Source organism: Micromonospora sp. KC207 (assembly GCF_004348615.1).
Taxonomy (GTDB): domain Bacteria; phylum Actinomycetota; class Actinomycetes; order Mycobacteriales; family Micromonosporaceae; genus Micromonospora.
The window spans coordinates 1-15,884 of sequence record NZ_SMKJ01000162.1 but is presented as its reverse complement, the minus strand read 5'-3'; the positions used below and the strand labels follow the sequence as shown (position 1 = coordinate 15,884).

Genomic DNA, 15,884 nt, shown 5'->3' with positions numbered 1-15,884 from the left:
GATCCCGCCACACCCCCAACGCACCCACACCACGAGCCGAAAACACCCACGGCACCACCGACAACGACCCCGACACCGACACCGACACCGGCCCAGGCTCCGACACAGGCTCAAGCTCAGGCGGACCCTGCTCCACGATCACGTGCGCGTTCGTCCCCGAAATACCAAACGACGACACCCCCGCACGACGCGGCCGACCCGACTGCGGCCACTGCCGCGCCTCGGTCAACAACGACACCGCACCCGCCGACCAATCCACATGCGGCGACGGCTCATCCACATGCAACGTGGCCGGAAGAACACCACGCCGCATCGCCTCCACCATCTTGATCACACCCGCCACACCCGCAGCCGCCTGCGTATGCCCGATATTCGACTTCAGCGACCCCAACCACAAAGGCTCGTTCGAGCCCCGCTCCTGCCCATACGTGGCCAACAACGCCTGCGCCTCGATCGGATCGCCGAGCCGGGTCCCCGTGCCGTGCGCCTCCACCACGTCCACATCCGAAGGCGACAAGCGTGCGTTCGCGAGCGCCTGGCGGATCACCCGCTCCTGCGAGGGGCCGTTCGGCGCGGTCAGACCATTCGACGCGCCATCCTGATTCACCGCACTGCCCCGGATCACCGCCAACACCCGATGACCGTTGCGCTGCGCGTCCGACAGCCGCTCGAGCAACAGGACACCGACACCCTCACCCCAGGCCGTGCCATCCGCCCCCGCCGCGAACGCCTTGCACCGACCATCCGGCGCCAACCCCCGCTGCCGACTGAACTCCACGAACACGGACGGAGTGGCCATCACGGCGACACCTCCGGCCAGGGCCAGCGAGCACTCCCCCGACCGCAGCGACTGCGCCGCCAGGTGAATCGCCACCAGCGACGACGAACAGGCCGTGTCCACCGTCACCGCGGGCCCCTCCAACCCCAGCGTGTACGCCACCCGGCCGGAGAGCACGCTGCCGGCGTTGCCGGTCATCACGTGGCCCTCGAATCCTTCGATGCCGGTCAGCCCGGTGAGATAGTCCTGGCCGCCCGCCCCGACGAACACGCCGGTACTGCTGCCGCGCAGGGTGGACGGGTTCAACCCGGCGCGCTCGACCGCCTCGTACGACACCTCCAGCAGCAGTCGCTGCTGCGGGTCCATGGCCAGCGCCTCCCGGGGGCTGATCCCGAAGACGGCCGGGTCGAAGTCGTACGCGTCGTACAGGAACCCGCCGGAGCGGGTGATCGACGTGCCGGGCCTGTCGGGATCCGGGTCGTAGAGTCGATCGACGTCCCAGCCGCGGTCCGCGGGGAAGTCACCGATCGCGTCGATGCCGTCCGCGGCGATTCGCCACAGCGACTCCGGCGAATCGGTGCCGGGGTAGCGGCAGCTCATGCCGACGATCGCGATCGGGGCGGTCAGTCCGCTCTCCAGCTCCTGCAGGCGCTGGCGGGTCTGGTGCAGCTCGGTCGCGGTCCACTTGAGGTAATCACGAAGACTTTCCTCGCTGGCCATGCATCGCCACCCTCTTGGAGATGGGCTTTCCGGACGCCGTCGCGGGTGACCGGGGATCAGGAGCTCCACTCCGCTCCGTGATCGGACGCTATGGCCGTCAGGGGCGCCACCGACACCCCTAACCGCTCGGTTCAGCCCTTATGCAACGGTGCTGACCTGCGCTTATGCGTCTGAGGCCCTGCGGGAAGGCTGGGATCAGCCAGCGCGCCGGAGCCGCCGTGCCGCGGCCACCAGGCCGGTGCCGGCCAGCCCGGCCGCGGCACCGCCGAGCAGGCCGCCGAGGAGGGCACGCCACAGTCCTCCGTCCACCTCGAAGGTGACGGCGGGCAGGGTGAAGGCGAGGACGCGAAGCTCCATGCCGCTGGTGGCGCCGGCGGCGAGCACGAGGATCCCGAGGCTCAGGGCCAGCACGACACCCAACGACAGCGCGGGCTGGACGACCCGCGGCACGGTCGGGGTGTCCGACCGTGCCGACCGTTCGGTCCGCACCGCCGTCAACACGCCGCACGCGAGGGTGAGCAGCACTGCGAGGACGATCGTCGCCAGGCCGGCGGTGTCGCCCATGGTGGCGGGGTCGAGCAGGGGTTTCGGCCAGCTGCCGGCGCCGCCGGGCAGCACGGTCCCGGTTCCGGTGGGGAGCCGGTCGCCGAAGACACCGGTGGCGTCGATGGTCCACGGGACGCCGAGTCCCGAGCTCCAGCCGATGACGACCGCGTTCGGCCCGGCGAGCAGGGCGGCGGCCAGCCCCTTCGCACCCAGGCCACGCCCGGCTGCGGCGAGCAGCCCGGCGATGACGACCAGGGTGCCGGCCGTCAGCAGGACCGTCGCCACGGCGGACATCGCAGGACGCACCATGTCCCGCACCGGCCCGGGTGCAACCCGACTGATCAGCCAGCACAGCAGGAGGACGGCGAGTACCAGCAGGCATCCGTGCAGTGCGGTGCTGCCGACGTCGGTGCGGTACTCAAGGACGCGGCCGTCGGCGATCAGGTTGCCGAGGCTGCGGTTGCCGCCCAGTCCACCGCCCGGACCGCCGCCGGCTCCCGGCCTGAGGACCGGTGCCGGCGCCCCGGTGGTGGCGGGGTGCCCCAGCGAGCCGTGGCCGAGGCCGGCGACGGTGACGAGCAGGGCGAGGTAGCCCGTCACCGCGCCGGCGGCTCGGGCAGCCAGACCTGGCGGGCTCGCACCGCGATGGCCGTGCAGCAGGAGCACGGCGAGGACGACCACCCCGGCAAGGGTGATCCCGAGTGGCATCACCTCCAGCGAGCCGACCAGGCCGCCGAGCGCGCCGCCCCTGCCGGTGCTGGCAAGCGCGACGTCAGCCCGGCCGCCAGCCGCCAGCGCGACCACCGTGGCCACCATGGGCGGCAGGTCGCCGAGTCGGGCGGCCCCGGCACAGGCGAGGGCGACGGCGCTGAGCGCCGCCATCGCCAGGACGGCGGCGGCCCCGGCCGCGATGCCGCGGGCGAAGGGAATCCCGACGGTACGGACACGTCCGCCGCGAGCGGCTTGCCGGGCGCCGGTGTCCTCGACGGCGGCCATTTCAGGCGTCTCGCCGCCGGAAGACCACGTACGCGGCGGCGAACACCACGACCACGCTGCCCAGCAGCAGACCGAACCCGCTCCACGGCGACAGCACGCCCGGTTCGTGATGCACCAGCATCAGCTCCCGCGCCGCCATGGATGGCCAGTAGGTGCCCATGAACCTCGCCAGCGACTCGGGCAGTGCCGGGATGAACGCCGGCAGCAGGAACGTCAGCGCGGTGACGATCGCGATCGCACCCGCCGTGGCCCGGACCAGCACGCCGACCGCCACGCCGAGCAGGCCGACGGTGGCCAGGTAGAGGCCGCATCCGATGACGGCGCGCAGCACCTGTGGCTGGCCGAGATCGGCGTACGGGACGTTCTGCCCGCGCAGAATGGCCTGCCCGGTGAAGAACGACACGAATCCGATCAACTCCCCGGCGATCAGCGCGATCCCGGTGAAGACCACCGTCTTGGCGGCGAGCAGCCGGCCGCGCCGAGGCACCACCGCCATGCTCGTGCGGATCATGCCGGTGGCGTACTCGGAGGTCAGGACCAGCGCGCCGAGCAGGCCGATGGCGAGCTGGGCCATGATCGCGCCGGAGAGGCTGCGGCCGGCCGGATCCCAGGCGGCCTGGTCCTCGGCAGAGAAATCCACGTACGCCCGCGCGTCCGCGAACGTGATGACCCAGCCCAGCCCGATGCCGAGCACGACGGCGGCGATCAGCGTGTACCAGGCCGAGCGGAGAGTACGGATCTTGGTCCATTCCGACCGCATCGCGTGCCACAGCGTGCTGGCCTGCGGCGTATCCACCGTGCTCACGCGATCAGGTCCCGTTCGGTGCGGTCGGGGGCGGCGGAGTACTCGACGCTGTCCCGGGTCAACTCCATGAACGCCTCCTCCAGCGAGTTTCGTTGTGGGGTCAGCTCGGCCAGCGCCACCCCGGCGTCCCGGGCGAGGTTGCCGATCGCGAGGCTGTCCATCCCGGTCACCTCGAGCGCGCCGTCGGATCCAGCGCCGACGTGCGCGCCCGCCTCGGTCAGCTGGCGGGCGAACCGGACCGCGTCCGGTGTGCGGACCAGCACGCTCTGGGTGCCCTGGGAACGCATGAAGGTCTCGGTCGGCTTGTCCACGATCAGCCGGCCACGGCCGATGATGATCAGGTGGTCCGCGGTGAGCGCCATCTCGCTCATCAGGTGGCTGGACACCAGGACAGTACGACCGCCGGCAGCCAGGGCGCGCATCAGGTTACGGATCCAGAGCACGCCCTCCGGGTCGAGGCCGTTGACCGGTTCGTCGAACATCAGCACCGCAGGGTCGCCGAGCAGCGCGGCGGCGATGCCGAGGCGCTGACTCATGCCGAGCGAGAACGCCCCGATCCGCCGCTTGGCGACCTTCGCCAGGCCGACCTGTTCGAGCACTTCGCCGACGCGACGGCGGGAGATGCCGTTGCTGTACGCCAGGCAGAGCAGGTGGTCGGCCGCCGTTCGGGAACCGTGCACCGCCCGGGCGTCCAACAGGGCGCCCACCTCGCGCATCGGGGCGGGCAGCCGGTCGTACCGCCGACCGTTGGTGGTGACGGTGCCCCGGGTGGGCGTCGCCAGGCCGAGGATCATCCGCATCGTGGTGGTCTTGCCGGCGCCGTTCGGCCCGAGGAAGCCGGTGACCACGCCGGGGCGTACGGAGAAGCTGAGGTCGTCGACCACGGTGCGGTCCCCGTACCGCTTCGTCAGGTGCGCGAGTTCGATCATCGCCGGTTCCCCAGGTCCCCGGATCCCACGGCGGTCTCGTCGACCGGTTCGCCGACCACCGGCTCGGGTGGGCTGGCCGGGTCGGTCACCGCCGCCGGCTGCGGACGCTGCACCGCGGTGAGCCGCGCGGGCCACCAGAACCCGCGGCCCATCAGCACCGTGAGCGCCGGCACCAGCAGCGACGACACCAGCAGCGCGGAGATCAGGATGCCGGCCGCGACCGCGAAGCCCATCTCGGCGAGCAGGGCGACGCCGGCCAGCAGGAGCGAGGAGAAGGTGCCGGCCAGGATGACGGCTGCGGCCACCGCGGTGGGGCCGGTGTGCCGGATGGCCAGGCGCGCGGCCTCGCGCGGGGAGTGGCCCTCGCGCGTCTCGTCGCGCAGCCGGTCCACCATCAGGATGTTGTAGTCGGTGCCGATCGCGACCACGAACAGGTACATGAAGATCGGGACGTTGAAGATGATCCCGGCCTTGCCCAGCCCCTCCTGCATGACCAGCACCGACGTGCCGAGCGTGGCCAGGTAGCTGAGCCCGACCAGGACCATCAGCAGCACCGCGGCGACGATGCTGCGCAGCAGGGCGAGCAGGACGAGCGCGGTGAGCGCGGCGGCGAGCGGGAAGACGACCGAGTAGTCCCGGTTCACCGCGCTGCGGATGTCGGCGAAGGTCGCGGTGGGGCCGCCCACGAGGGCGTGGGTGCCGGCCGGGGCCGCCTCGTGGGCGGTCGGCCGCAGCACGTCGGCGACCGTGTCGACCGCCTCCGGGCTGCCGGATTCGTGGTCGAGCAGCACGCTGATCCGGGCGACGGTGCGATCCGGGCTGTACGCGGCGGGCCCGGCCTGGCCGACCCCCTCGACGCTGGCGAGCCGCGACCGGAAGGCGTCGACGGCCGTCTCCTCCAGCGGCTGCCCGGTGTCGCTGACCAGCAGTGCGGAGCTCGGGTTGAGGGCGCCGACCGGGAAGCCGCGCTGCAGGTCCTTCAGGGCGATCGCCGACTCGGTGTCCTGCGGGAGGCCGGCGTTGTAGTCGTAGCTGGCCTGGAAACGCAGCGCGCCCAGGGACAGCAGCGCGAGGACGACGACCGCGGCGGCAGCGAGAACCCCGGCACGGCCGACGATCAGGTCGCTGAGCTTGGTCGACGCCCGGGCCCGGGGCTGCCGCTGCCAGCTCTTGGACGGCCAGAACACCTTCGGCCCGAGCAACGAGACGATCGCCGGGATCAGGGTGAGTGCGGTGACCACCGTGGCGACGACCGCGATGGCCAGTGCCGGGCCCTGCGCCTTGAACGAGCCGAACGAGGAGAACGCCAGGGTGCTGAAGGCGATCACGATCGCCGCGCCGGCCGACGTGATCACCTTGGCCACCCGGGCGGTCGCGTGGATCAGCGCCGTACGCGGGTCGTCCCCGCCGCGAAGCTGCTCCCGATACCGGAAGAGCAGGAAGAGGATGTAGTCGGTGCCGACGCCGAACAACACGACGGTCACCCAGACCGTGACCGACTGCTCGGCGGTCAGGCTGAAGATCCGCTGGGCGATGCCGATCAGCTTCACCGAGACGAAGACCAGCAGGCCGATGGTCACCATCGGCAGCAGGGCGGCGACCGGGCTGCGGAAGATGAGCAGCTGCAGCACGATGATCAGGCCGACCGTCGCCAGGGCGATCACCTGCTCGGCCGAGGCGAAGGCGTCCTCTGCGTCGATCACGATGCCGACGTCGCCCGTCATGCCCGCCTTCAGATCGGTGTTCGCGAACATCGGCTCGATGGCGGCACGTAGCGCCCGGCCGGCCTCCTGGGTGCCGGGGTCGCTCTGCGTACCGTCGACGGTGACCTGGATGAGCTGGATGAGACCGTTCTCCGACACCGTCTGCCTGCCGGCCTGCACCTCGGTGACGTGCGGGATCGCGCGGTCACGCAGCTGACCGGCGGCCTGTTCGACGAGCTGCTGGTCGGCACCGGTCAGCGCGCCACCGTCCCGGCGTTGCACCACGAAGGTCGCCGCGCTTCCGGCCCCGCTCTGGGCGAACGCGGCCTCCTGCGCCTTGCTGGCCTGGACCGATTCGTAGTGGGACGGCAGGAACTCGGCCTGGTCTGAGCTGGCGGACAGGCCGGGCCCGAAGAACCCGACGACGGCCGCGACGACCAGCCAGGCACCGATCGTCCACCATGGGTGGCGTACCACCCCTCGTGCCAGCGTCCCGTACATCGATCCCCGCCCTCTCGACCCTTTCGGCCGGCATTCGTCGCATGCCGGTGCGTGAGCCAGTCGATCACGCCGAGTTGAGGCGACCGTGTGATGGCCTTTCGAGTTCTGTGAGAGATCGGAGCCGGGCGGCGGGTTACCGGGCGATCCGGCTACGCGCCCGTCCACCGGTGGACGACCTGCCCGCTCCCCGTCCGGATCGGCCATTTCGTCGGTACGTCCGACCTGCTCGTACCCCTGCCCGTGGGCACCTGAGGTCTTCACAAGGTTTTCTCAGCGAACGGGGAACGCGCCGCATCCCCGGGGCGGCGCGCAACGGGCAGAATGGGCCGCAGCACCGTGAGCGACGAACCACCCGGAGGGGACGATTTGTGGTAACGCCGGATAGGACGGCCGACGGCTCCGCGACCACCGACGCCCCACGGATCCTGGTCGTCGACGACGAGCTCTTCCTGGCCGATCTGGTCGCGTCCGCGCTGCGCTATGCGGGCTTCGCGGCCACGACGGCCGGGGACTGCGCGCAGGCCGAGGTCGCCGTCGCCCGGGAGCGGCCCGATCTGATCATCCTGGACGTGCTGCTGCCCGACGGCTCCGGCATCGACCTGTGCCGGCGGCTGCGGGAGAACCACGTGCTCGCCCCGGTGATCTTCCTGACCGCGCGGCGGACGGTCGCCGAGAAGGTCGAGGGCCTGAGCGTCGGCGGCGACGACTACCTGACCAAGCCGTTCAGCCTAGACGAGCTGATCGCCCGAGCCCGGGCGGTCCTGCGCCGGTTCCAGCTGACCGCGCCCCCGCCGGCACCGGGAGAGAGCGGCGGCCTGCGCTACGCGGACCTGGTGATCGACGAGGAGGCACACGAGGTGCGCCGGCAGAACGTCGTCATCGACCTGAGTCCGACCGAGTTCAACCTGCTGCGCTACCTGGTGCAGAACGCCGGGCGGGTGGTGTCCAAGCAGCAGATCGTCGACCAGGTGTGGGAGTACGACTTCGGCGGCAACCACGGGGTGGTCTCGACGTACATCAGCTACCTCCGCCGCAAGATCGACCAGTTCGATCCGCCGCTGATCCAGACCATTCCCCGGGTCGGCTACACGCTGCGGCTGCCGTCCGCGTGAGCGGCGTGAGCCTGCGGGTCCGGCTGGTTGCCCTGGTCGCCGTGCTGCTGGCGGTCGGGATGAGCGTGGCGGCGCTCGCCACGCTGGCGGCGCTGCGATACTTCCTGGTCTCCCGCACCGACACCCAGCTCGATCAGCTCAGCGCGATAGTCGGGGCGCAGATGGGCGACGGCGGCGGGCTGGGCCCGTCCGACTTGGGCAACGGCCGGCTCGCCAGCGCGGGCGGCCAGCCTTTCGTGCTCCTGCGGGTCCTCTCCCCGGACGGCACTCCCATGCTCGACCTGCAGAGCCCGGTCGGGCAGACGCCCACGATCCAGCTACAGCCGGAGGCTCCCAGCTCGGGCAATCCGGACGGTGGGGTGTACACCACCGTCACCCTGGCCGATCAGCAGCCGAAGCAGTGGCGGGTGCGGTCCGGCTGGCTGCCCGACCGCCGGGCGATCCTGCAGGTCGGCCTTCCACTCACCGACTACGACACGGTGAACCGTCAGCTCATCCGGACGGAGGTGGCCGCGACCGTGGTCATCCTGGTCGCAATCGTGGTGATCGCCTGGTGGGTGATCGGTCTGGGCACCCGGCCCCTGGACCGGATCGCCAGGACAGCCGGGGAAATCGGCGCCGGGCGCCTGGACCTCCGCGTAAGCCCGGCCCGGCCCAACACCGAGATCGGGCGGCTCAGCACGGCCCTCAACGCGATGCTGGTGCAGATCCAGACCGCCTTCCAGGAACGACAGACGTCGGAAGAGCGCCTGCGCCGGTTCGTCGCCGACGCGTCACACGAGCTCAACACACCGGTGGCCACCATCCGCGGCTACGCCGAACTGTTCCGCCACGGCGCCGGCGCGCGGCCGGCCGACCTCGAGGTCGCGATGCGGCGCATCGAGTCCGAGGCGACCCGGATGGGCCAGCTGGTCAACGAACTGCTGGTGCTGGCCAAGCTGGACGAGGGGCGGCCGTTGGACCGGGCACAGGTGGACCTGACGCATCTGGCCACCGAGGCGGTGGCCGACGCCCGGGCCATCGATCCCGACCGCCCGCTGAGCGTGCAGGCGCCGGGCTCGATCGTGATGTCCGGCGACGAACTGCGCTTGCGGCAGCTGCTGGCCAACCTGTTGTCCAACGTACGACGACACACCCCGCCGGGGACCGCCGCCGAGGTCCGGCTCTCCACCTCCGACGGTGTGGCGGTGATCGAGGTGGCCGACGACGGGCCGGGTCTCACCGAGGAGGACAGCCGGCGGGTCTTCGAGCGCTTCTACCGCAGCGCGACCTCCCGGGGCCGGCAGCGGGAGGGCTCCGGCATCGGCCTGGCCATCGTCGCGGCGATCGCCGAGGCGCACGGCGGTACGGCCGAGGTGACCTCGGTGCCGGGTGAGGGCACCGTCTTCACCGTCCGGATCCCCTGCGACGAACAGGGCTGATCAGCCGATCATGTTGTACTCGTCGAAGCCGGTGCCGACGACCACCGGCGCGGCGTAGGTGTCGAGCGGCCGGGCCGGATCGAACCCGCCCCGGTGCGCGAACGCGAACAGGGTGCCGTCCGGCGCCAGGCCGAGCAGGTCGGGGTGCCCGTCGCCGGTGAGGTCGGTGAGGGTGATGGTCAGCATCCCGGCCCAGCCCCGGGAGAGCACGTGCCGGCGCGGCGGCCCCACCGGGTTGCCGTCGGCGTCGGCGCCCTCGGCGAACAGGTGGTAGATGACGAGTTCGTCGTCGGAGGCTTCTACCAGCAGGTCGGGGTGCCCGTCGCCGGTCACGTCGGCGATGCCGAACGGCACCTCGCCGTCGCCGATGGTGGCCAGGTGTTTCGGCGGCGCGAAGGTGTTCAGCCCGTCGAGCCCCTGGTTGATCATGGTGTGCACCTCGTTGGTGCCCTCCAGTCGGCCGAAGCAGTCGGTACGGCCGTCGCCGGTGATGTCGGCGAGCGCGATGGTGTCGTAGGAGATGTCCGGCGACAGTTTGCCGCCGATGTGGATGCCCTCCTCGGCGAGCGTGTGCAGCCCGTCCAGCCCGCCCTGGTTGAGGTAGACGCGTACCTGGTCGTCGCCGGTGTTGACGAGCACGTCGGCGCGGCCGTCCCCGGTGAAGTCCCCGGCCCCGATCCACCGGTGGTACATGTCCATACCGGTGCGGATCAGCACCGGAGCGCCAAAGGTGTCCGTCCCAGCGAGCTGCCCGCTGTGCGGGAAGACCACCAGGTCCCCCCTGGCCGGGTCGCGGGCCAGCACGTCCCGGCGCCCGTCGCCGTTGAACGATCCACAGTTGCCCGCGTAGATCCTCATTCAGCTCTCCAATGCTGTGCACCCGCCAGCCATGACTCCTCATGGATAAGGCACCGCACTGGCGATCGCCCACCCCTACCGACCCCGCAATGCACGAAGGGACCCTCGCCGCCCGACGTGCCACGAGCGCCGCCTGGGGCGCGCTGGAATACGGACGCCGTACCTTGCCGCACGCTACCTGAATACCAAGATGCGGACGGCGGAACTGATTCGGTCGGCAGATAGGCCCACGGTCGGCAGGGTGCCGATTTGGGCGATTCGCGGATCAAGGTAACTTTTTACGATTACGTTGCGCTACTATGAACGGCATGCCATGATGGCTGAGCGTCACGGAGCAGGTCCAATTCCGTTACGAACGGGCATGCCGTCTCTTAACAATTACCGGCACCTTCCCGACCGAGGTAAGCCTCCACGGCCCGACGAAAGGAAACAGAAAAGGGGTCGTTGACAAATTTTCAAGCCGTCCGAAATCGTACGAGACAATTCTTCGGGGGAATGTCCGTCAATGACGATTGTCGAACGAAATGAACACGTAACAATTCTTCTGGATGCGATCCGCGAGGCCGCGAACGGCAACGGGCAGATCATCACCATCGGCGGAGACGCCGGAACCGGGAAGACCGAACTGCTCCATCGCATCGCCGACGAGGCGCACCGCGCCGGCGCGCTCGTGCTGACAGCGGCTGGATCCCGTGCCGAGCTCACCCTCCATCTGGGTATCGTCCGGCAACTCTTCCAACAGGCCGCCAACGCCCCCTCGGCCACCGGTGAACTGGCCCGGCTGCTCGAGGACGACGCCCTCACCCCGGCGCGTGCCGGCAGCGGCGAAAGCACCGTTCACCCGGCCGGCCGGGTGATCGACCTCCTCTGTGCGGCCCTGCTGGAGCCCGCACGGGAACGGGCCGTGGTGATCTGCGTCGACGACGTGCAGTACGCGGACGTCGCGTCCGTGCACTGTCTACTGTCGCTGGCCGCGCAGCTGCGAGCGGCCCGGATGCTGATCCTCCTCGCCGAGGGCCCGGCGTGGACACGCCCACTCGCGGCCGAGCTGTCCGCACCGCCGTACGGCCGCCGCATCAATCTTCCACCACTCACCCACGGCGGTATCGCCGCCATGCTCGCCGCGCGCCTGGGCCACCCGGCCGATGCCGCCGTGGTCGCCCAGGCGCACCGACTCACCGGCGGCAACCCGCTGCTGGTACACGCGCTGGCCGACGACACGCTGGACACCCGGGCCGCCGGCGACGACACACTGCACGTGGGCACGGCCTACGGCCGGGGCGTGCTGCGCTGCCTGCACCGGACCACGCCCGCGATGCTGGCCACCGCACACGTCTTCGCCCTACTCGACGAGGTGGCAGGCTCCCCCACCACACCCCAGCAGGCGCTACTCGGGCATCTGCTCGGCCTGGACGCCGCAGCCGTCGCCCGCTCACTGGCCGCCCTGACCGCGGCCGGCGTGCTGGACCGCGGCGGTTTCCGGCATCCGGCCGCCCGCGCCGCGGTGCTCGACGACATCGCCCCCGCCATCCGCGCGGACATCCACCGGCGCGCCGCCCTCTGGCTGCACGCGTCGGACGCGTCCGCCGATGCCGTCGCCCGCCACCTGGTGGCCGCCGGTCACCACGACGAACCGTGGGCCGTTGCCCTGCTGGAACAGGCGGCCACACAGACCGTGCTGGACGGGCGGCCCGAGTTCGCGGTCAGCTGCCTGCAACTGGCCTTACGCGGCAGCACCGACGACCTCGAGCGGGCCCGGCTCACCGTCCTGCGCACCCGGGCCGAGTGGCGGATCAGCCCGGCCGGCGCCTGGGCCCGGCTGCCCGAGCTCATCGCGACGGTCCGGACCGGCCGGCTGACCGCCCGCTACGCGATCATCGCGGCCAAGCTGCTGCTCTGGTTCGGGCAGGTCGACGACGCCCGGGTCGCACTGCGATCGGTCGGGGGGGCAGTCGCCGAGCTCAGCCGGTCACGCGCATGGCTGATCAACTGGCATCCGACCCTGTCCGTCATGCTGCCCCCTCCACCGGACGCCGGCACGGCCCCTGCCGAGCGGGCCCTGGACCGGCTCCAGCCGGACGATGACGCGATGGAAGCGACCACCATGGCTCTGCTGCACATGGTCTACGCCGATCGCCCGAACCGGGTGCTCACCTGGCACGCCGACCTCGCCGAGGCCGACCTGGACCGGCTGGCGCCGACCTGGCGGGCGGTGCTGACCGCGATCCGCGCGGAGGCCGCGCTGCGACTCGGCGATCTGCCCGAGGCGCAGCGACTCGGCCGATCCGCCTTGCAGTGCATCACACCGCGCGGCTGGGCCGCCGCGGCCGGGCTGCCCCGTTCGATCCTGCTACGCTCCGCAACCGCCATGGGCGCCTACGAGCAGGCCACGGTCGAACTCGAGCACATCCTGCCCGAGCCCGGCGCCCAGAGCACGTTCGACCTGCACTTCCTGCATGCCCGCGGCCGCTATGCGCTGGCCGTGGAACTGCCGCACGCGGCGCTCGCAGACTTCCAGGCCTGCGGCGAACTGATGGCCCGCTGGAACATGACCGCACCCGCCCTGGTCGCCTGGCGCGACGGCGCCGCCTGGGCGCTGCTCGCGCTCGGCAAGACCGACAAGGCCGCCGAGTTGACCCAGCGGCAACTACGCGACCTCGCCACGGAGTACCGGCGCAGTCGCGGCGCGGCCCTGCGGGCGCTGGCCGTGACCCGCGAGCTGTGGCCCCGGCATCGGCTGCTCAGCGAAGCCGTGGAGCTGTTGCAGGCAGCCGGCGACCAGCTGGAGCTGGCCCACACGCTGGCCGATCTCAGTCGCGTGCAGTACGCGCTCGGCGACGGCAGCCGGGGCCGGCTGGCCATGCGGCGGGCGCTGCATCTGGCCGACCAGTGCAACGCCCGAGCGCTCAGCGAGGCGTTGCAGCCAAGCGTTCCAGTCCCGTCCGGTGGCCAGTCCACCGGTCCCGGCACCGGCGACGAGGCCACACCGCCGCTCAGCGACGCGGAACGCCGGGTCGCCGCCCTCGCGGTGCAGGGGCACACGAACCGACAGATCGCCCGCAAGCTGCACATCACCATCAGCACCGTGGAGCAGCACCTGACGCGCAGCTACCGCAAGCTCAAGGTGAGCCGCCGCAGCGATCTGCCGCTCGGCCTGCAGCCCGGCTTCTCCGCCGACTGAGCACGGGGAGCACCGCGAAGGCCGGTCCCGTTCGTACGGGACCGGCCTTCACCGTCCGTCGTGCCGCCGGGTCAGGATCGACCGAGCTCGTTGTTGATGAAATCGAAGATTTCCTGGTCGGTGCCGAGGTCCGGACCTGCGGCGGGCTCCGCGTCCGGCTTCGGAACCGTCTCGGTGAGGCCGGCCAGCATGGCCTTCAGGCGCATGGTGATCCGGGCCCGCGTAACATTGTCCGGATCGGATCCGGCCAGCAGTGCGGCCACGCGCTCCAGTTCGGTGTACGCCTGCTCACCCGCGCTCTCCGCGCCCGGCAGCAGGCCGCGCAGGAACCCGGCGAGATCGCGCGGCGTCGGGTGGTCGAACACGACCGTCGCCGGCAGCGACGTGCCCAGCACAGCGCCGAGCCGGTTGCGCAGCTCGATCGCGGTGAGCGAGTCGAAGCCGGCGTCCCGGAACGCCTGAGACTGGTCCACCGCATCCGGCGAGGCGTGGCCGAGCACTTCGGCGACCTCGGTCCGAATCACCCGCAACAGCTCCCGGTCCTGCTCCGACGGGGAGCGGCCGGCCAGTTCCGCCAGCAGCGGCACCGTGTCGGCCGCTGGTTCCGGGCCCGGCGCGCCGAGAGCGGTCACCTCCGGCAGATCGCCGAGCAGCGCGCTGCGGCGACGCAGGGTGAACGTCGGCGCGAACCGCTCCCAGTCGACGTCGGCCACCGCCACCGCGGGTACGCCCTCCGTCACTGCCCGGGCCATCGCGGCGACCGCCGGGTCCACCGCCATCGGCCGCAGACCCTGCCGGCGCAAGTGCTCCCCGGTGGAACCGTCGGCCATACCGCCGCCGTCCCATGGCCCCCACCCGATCGAGACGGCCGGCCGCCCGTCGGCCCGCCACTGCTCGGCCAGCGCATCCAGGTAGGCGTTGGCCGCCGCGTAGGCGCCCTGCCCGCCGCTGCCCCACACTCCGGCTACCGAGGAGAACAGCACCAGCGCTTCCAGGTCGGGGCCGGTGAGCAGCACATCGAGATTCGCCGCGCCCTGCACCTTGCCGGTGATCACCGCCGCGAAGTCGTCCAGGGTGGTGTCCGCCAGCGCGGTGTAGCGGCCGACCCCGGCGGTGTGCACCACCGCGGTCGGCGAGTGTTCCCCGATCAGATCGGAGAGCGCCACGCGGTCGGCCACGTCGCAGGCCGCGATCGTGACCGTCACGCCCTGTGCGGCGAGCTCCGCCGCCAGTTCCTCCGCGCCCGGCGCGGCGCTGCCCTGACGGCTGGTCAGGACGAGCCGCTCGGCGCCCTCGGCGGCCAGCTTGCGGGCCACCTGCCTGCCGAGCGCACCGGTTCCGCCGGTGACCAGCACGGTGCCGCGAGGCCGCCACGGTCTGACCGGGGCACCACCGGCGATACGGCCGAGACGGCGGACGTAGGTGCCGGTCTCGCGTACCGCGAGCTGGTCCTCCCCGCCCTCGCGGATGGCGGCCCGCACCCGGTCGGGGGTACGGGCGTCGATCTCGACCGGAAGGTCCACCAGGCCACCCCAGCGCTCCGGGTGTTCCAGTGCGACCACCCGGCCCAGGCCCCAGACCTGGGCCTGGGTGGGGCTGCACAGACGGTCCGCCGGGCCGGTGGACACCGCCGACCGGGTGAAGCACCACAGCGGCGCAGGCACGCCGGCGTCACCCAGGGCCTGGACGAGGGCGACGGTAGCGGCCAGTCCGGTGGTCATCGCGGGATGGTCCGGGTGCGGCGAGTCGTCCAGCGCGAGGTACGAGATCACCCCGGCGACGTCGTCCCCCACTCCGGCCAACTGTTCCGCGATCGTGGTCCGGTCGGCCGTCGCGGCGTCCACGCTCAGCTCGACCGTCCGCTCCGCCAGGTCCGGCAGCACGTCGACCGGCGTCTGCGGGCGGACCACCAGCCAGGTGCCGGGGAGCCGGGCACCGGGCCGATCCGGCGCCGGCAGCCAGTGGATGCGGTAACGCCAGGAGTCGGTACGGGACTGTTCCAGGGTCCGCTGCCGCCACTGTGACAAGGCAGGAAGGGCCGCTTCCAGTACGGACGCCGGTTCGTCCCCGACCACCGCGGCGAGTTCACCCAGATCGCCGCGATCCACTGCGGCCCAGAACTCCTCGTCCACGGGGTCGCGCCGGGTCTGGGCCGGCAGTTCGATCCAGTAGCGTTCCCGTTGGAACGGGTAGGTGGGCACAAGCTCGGCCGCGTCAGGCGCCGGCGGCGGAGTCAGCCGATCCCAGGCCACCGCAGTCCCCGCCACGAACAGCTGAGCGACCGCCGTCACCAACGTGACCGCCTCATCCCGATCCCGGCGCGCCCCCGCCACC

General features: G+C 71.6%; 10 protein-coding genes. 3 read left to right on the top strand and 7 right to left on the bottom strand.

Annotation, left to right across the window (positions count from 1 at the left end):
* The 5 genes from E1258_RS19980 to E1258_RS19960 form a co-directional block, all read right to left on the bottom strand.
* A partial coding sequence (locus E1258_RS19980; RefSeq protein WP_207919635.1) for a beta-ketoacyl synthase N-terminal-like domain-containing protein occupies positions 1-1,498 on the bottom strand: 1,498 nt, incomplete at its 3' end.
* 195 nt (positions 1,499-1,693) lie between these two features.
* Positions 1,694-3,040, bottom strand: a complete 1,347-nt coding sequence (locus E1258_RS19975; RefSeq protein WP_132403506.1) for a streptophobe family protein — start codon at positions 3,038-3,040, stop codon at positions 1,694-1,696.
* 1 nt (position 3,041) lies between these two features.
* The gene (locus E1258_RS19970) at positions 3,042-3,845 is read right to left on the bottom strand and encodes an ABC transporter permease subunit (protein WP_132403503.1); all 804 of its coding nucleotides are present in this window, start codon (positions 3,843-3,845) and stop codon (positions 3,042-3,044) included.
* On the bottom strand, positions 3,842-4,774 hold the full coding sequence (locus tag E1258_RS19965; protein WP_132403500.1) for an ATP-binding cassette domain-containing protein: 933 nt from the start codon (positions 4,772-4,774) through the stop codon (positions 3,842-3,844). The genes E1258_RS19970 and E1258_RS19965 overlap by 4 nt, the downstream gene beginning before the upstream one ends.
* Positions 4,771-6,978 (bottom strand): MMPL family transporter, encoded by a 2,208-nt coding sequence (locus tag E1258_RS19960; protein ID WP_165949847.1) that lies wholly within the window; start codon positions 6,976-6,978, stop codon positions 4,771-4,773. Before E1258_RS19960 ends, E1258_RS19965 begins: the two co-directional genes overlap by 4 nt.
* A 368-nt stretch (positions 6,979-7,346) precedes the next feature.
* Between E1258_RS19960 and E1258_RS19955 the strand changes: the two genes are divergently transcribed.
* Both E1258_RS19955 and E1258_RS19950 read left to right on the top strand, forming a co-directional pair.
* Positions 7,347-8,090, top strand: a complete 744-nt coding sequence (locus E1258_RS19955; RefSeq protein WP_243715579.1) for a response regulator transcription factor — start codon at positions 7,347-7,349, stop codon at positions 8,088-8,090.
* Between the two features lie 5 nt (positions 8,091-8,095).
* Positions 8,096-9,511 (top strand): cell wall metabolism sensor histidine kinase WalK, encoded by a 1,416-nt coding sequence (locus E1258_RS19950; protein WP_132403491.1) that lies wholly within the window; start codon positions 8,096-8,098, stop codon positions 9,509-9,511.
* Here E1258_RS19950 and E1258_RS19945 read toward each other — a convergent pair whose 3' ends face one another.
* The gene (locus tag E1258_RS19945; RefSeq protein WP_132403488.1) at positions 9,512-10,369 is read right to left on the bottom strand and encodes a VCBS repeat-containing protein; all 858 of its coding nucleotides are present in this window, start codon (positions 10,367-10,369) and stop codon (positions 9,512-9,514) included.
* A gap of 505 nt (positions 10,370-10,874) precedes the next feature.
* On the opposite strand from E1258_RS19945, the gene E1258_RS19940 reads away from it, so the two are divergent.
* On the top strand, positions 10,875-13,550 hold the full coding sequence (locus tag E1258_RS19940; RefSeq protein WP_132403485.1) for an AAA family ATPase: 2,676 nt from the start codon (positions 10,875-10,877) through the stop codon (positions 13,548-13,550).
* 71 nt (positions 13,551-13,621) lie between these two features.
* Here the strand turns inward: E1258_RS19940 and E1258_RS19935 are convergent.
* The coding region (locus tag E1258_RS19935; RefSeq protein WP_207919634.1) for an SDR family NAD(P)-dependent oxidoreductase at positions 13,622-15,884 on the bottom strand (2,263 nt) is incomplete at its 5' end.

Excerpts from the sequence above, each read along its gene's own strand:
- E1258_RS19975 (WP_132403506.1), bottom strand. The coding sequence starts at position 3,040 with ATGGCCGCCGTCGAGGACACCGGCGCCCGGCAAGCCGCTCGCGGCGGA.
- E1258_RS19965 (WP_132403500.1), bottom strand. The coding sequence starts at position 4,774 with ATGATCGAACTCGCGCACCTGACGAAGCGGTACGGGGACCGCACCGTG.
- E1258_RS19960 (WP_165949847.1), bottom strand. The coding sequence starts at position 6,978 with ATGTACGGGACGCTGGCACGAGGGGTGGTACGCCACCCATGGTGGACG.
- E1258_RS19945 (WP_132403488.1), bottom strand. The coding sequence starts at position 10,369 with ATGAGGATCTACGCGGGCAACTGTGGATCGTTCAACGGCGACGGGCGC.
- E1258_RS19940 (WP_132403485.1), top strand. The coding sequence starts at position 10,875 with ATGACGATTGTCGAACGAAATGAACACGTAACAATTCTTCTGGATGCG.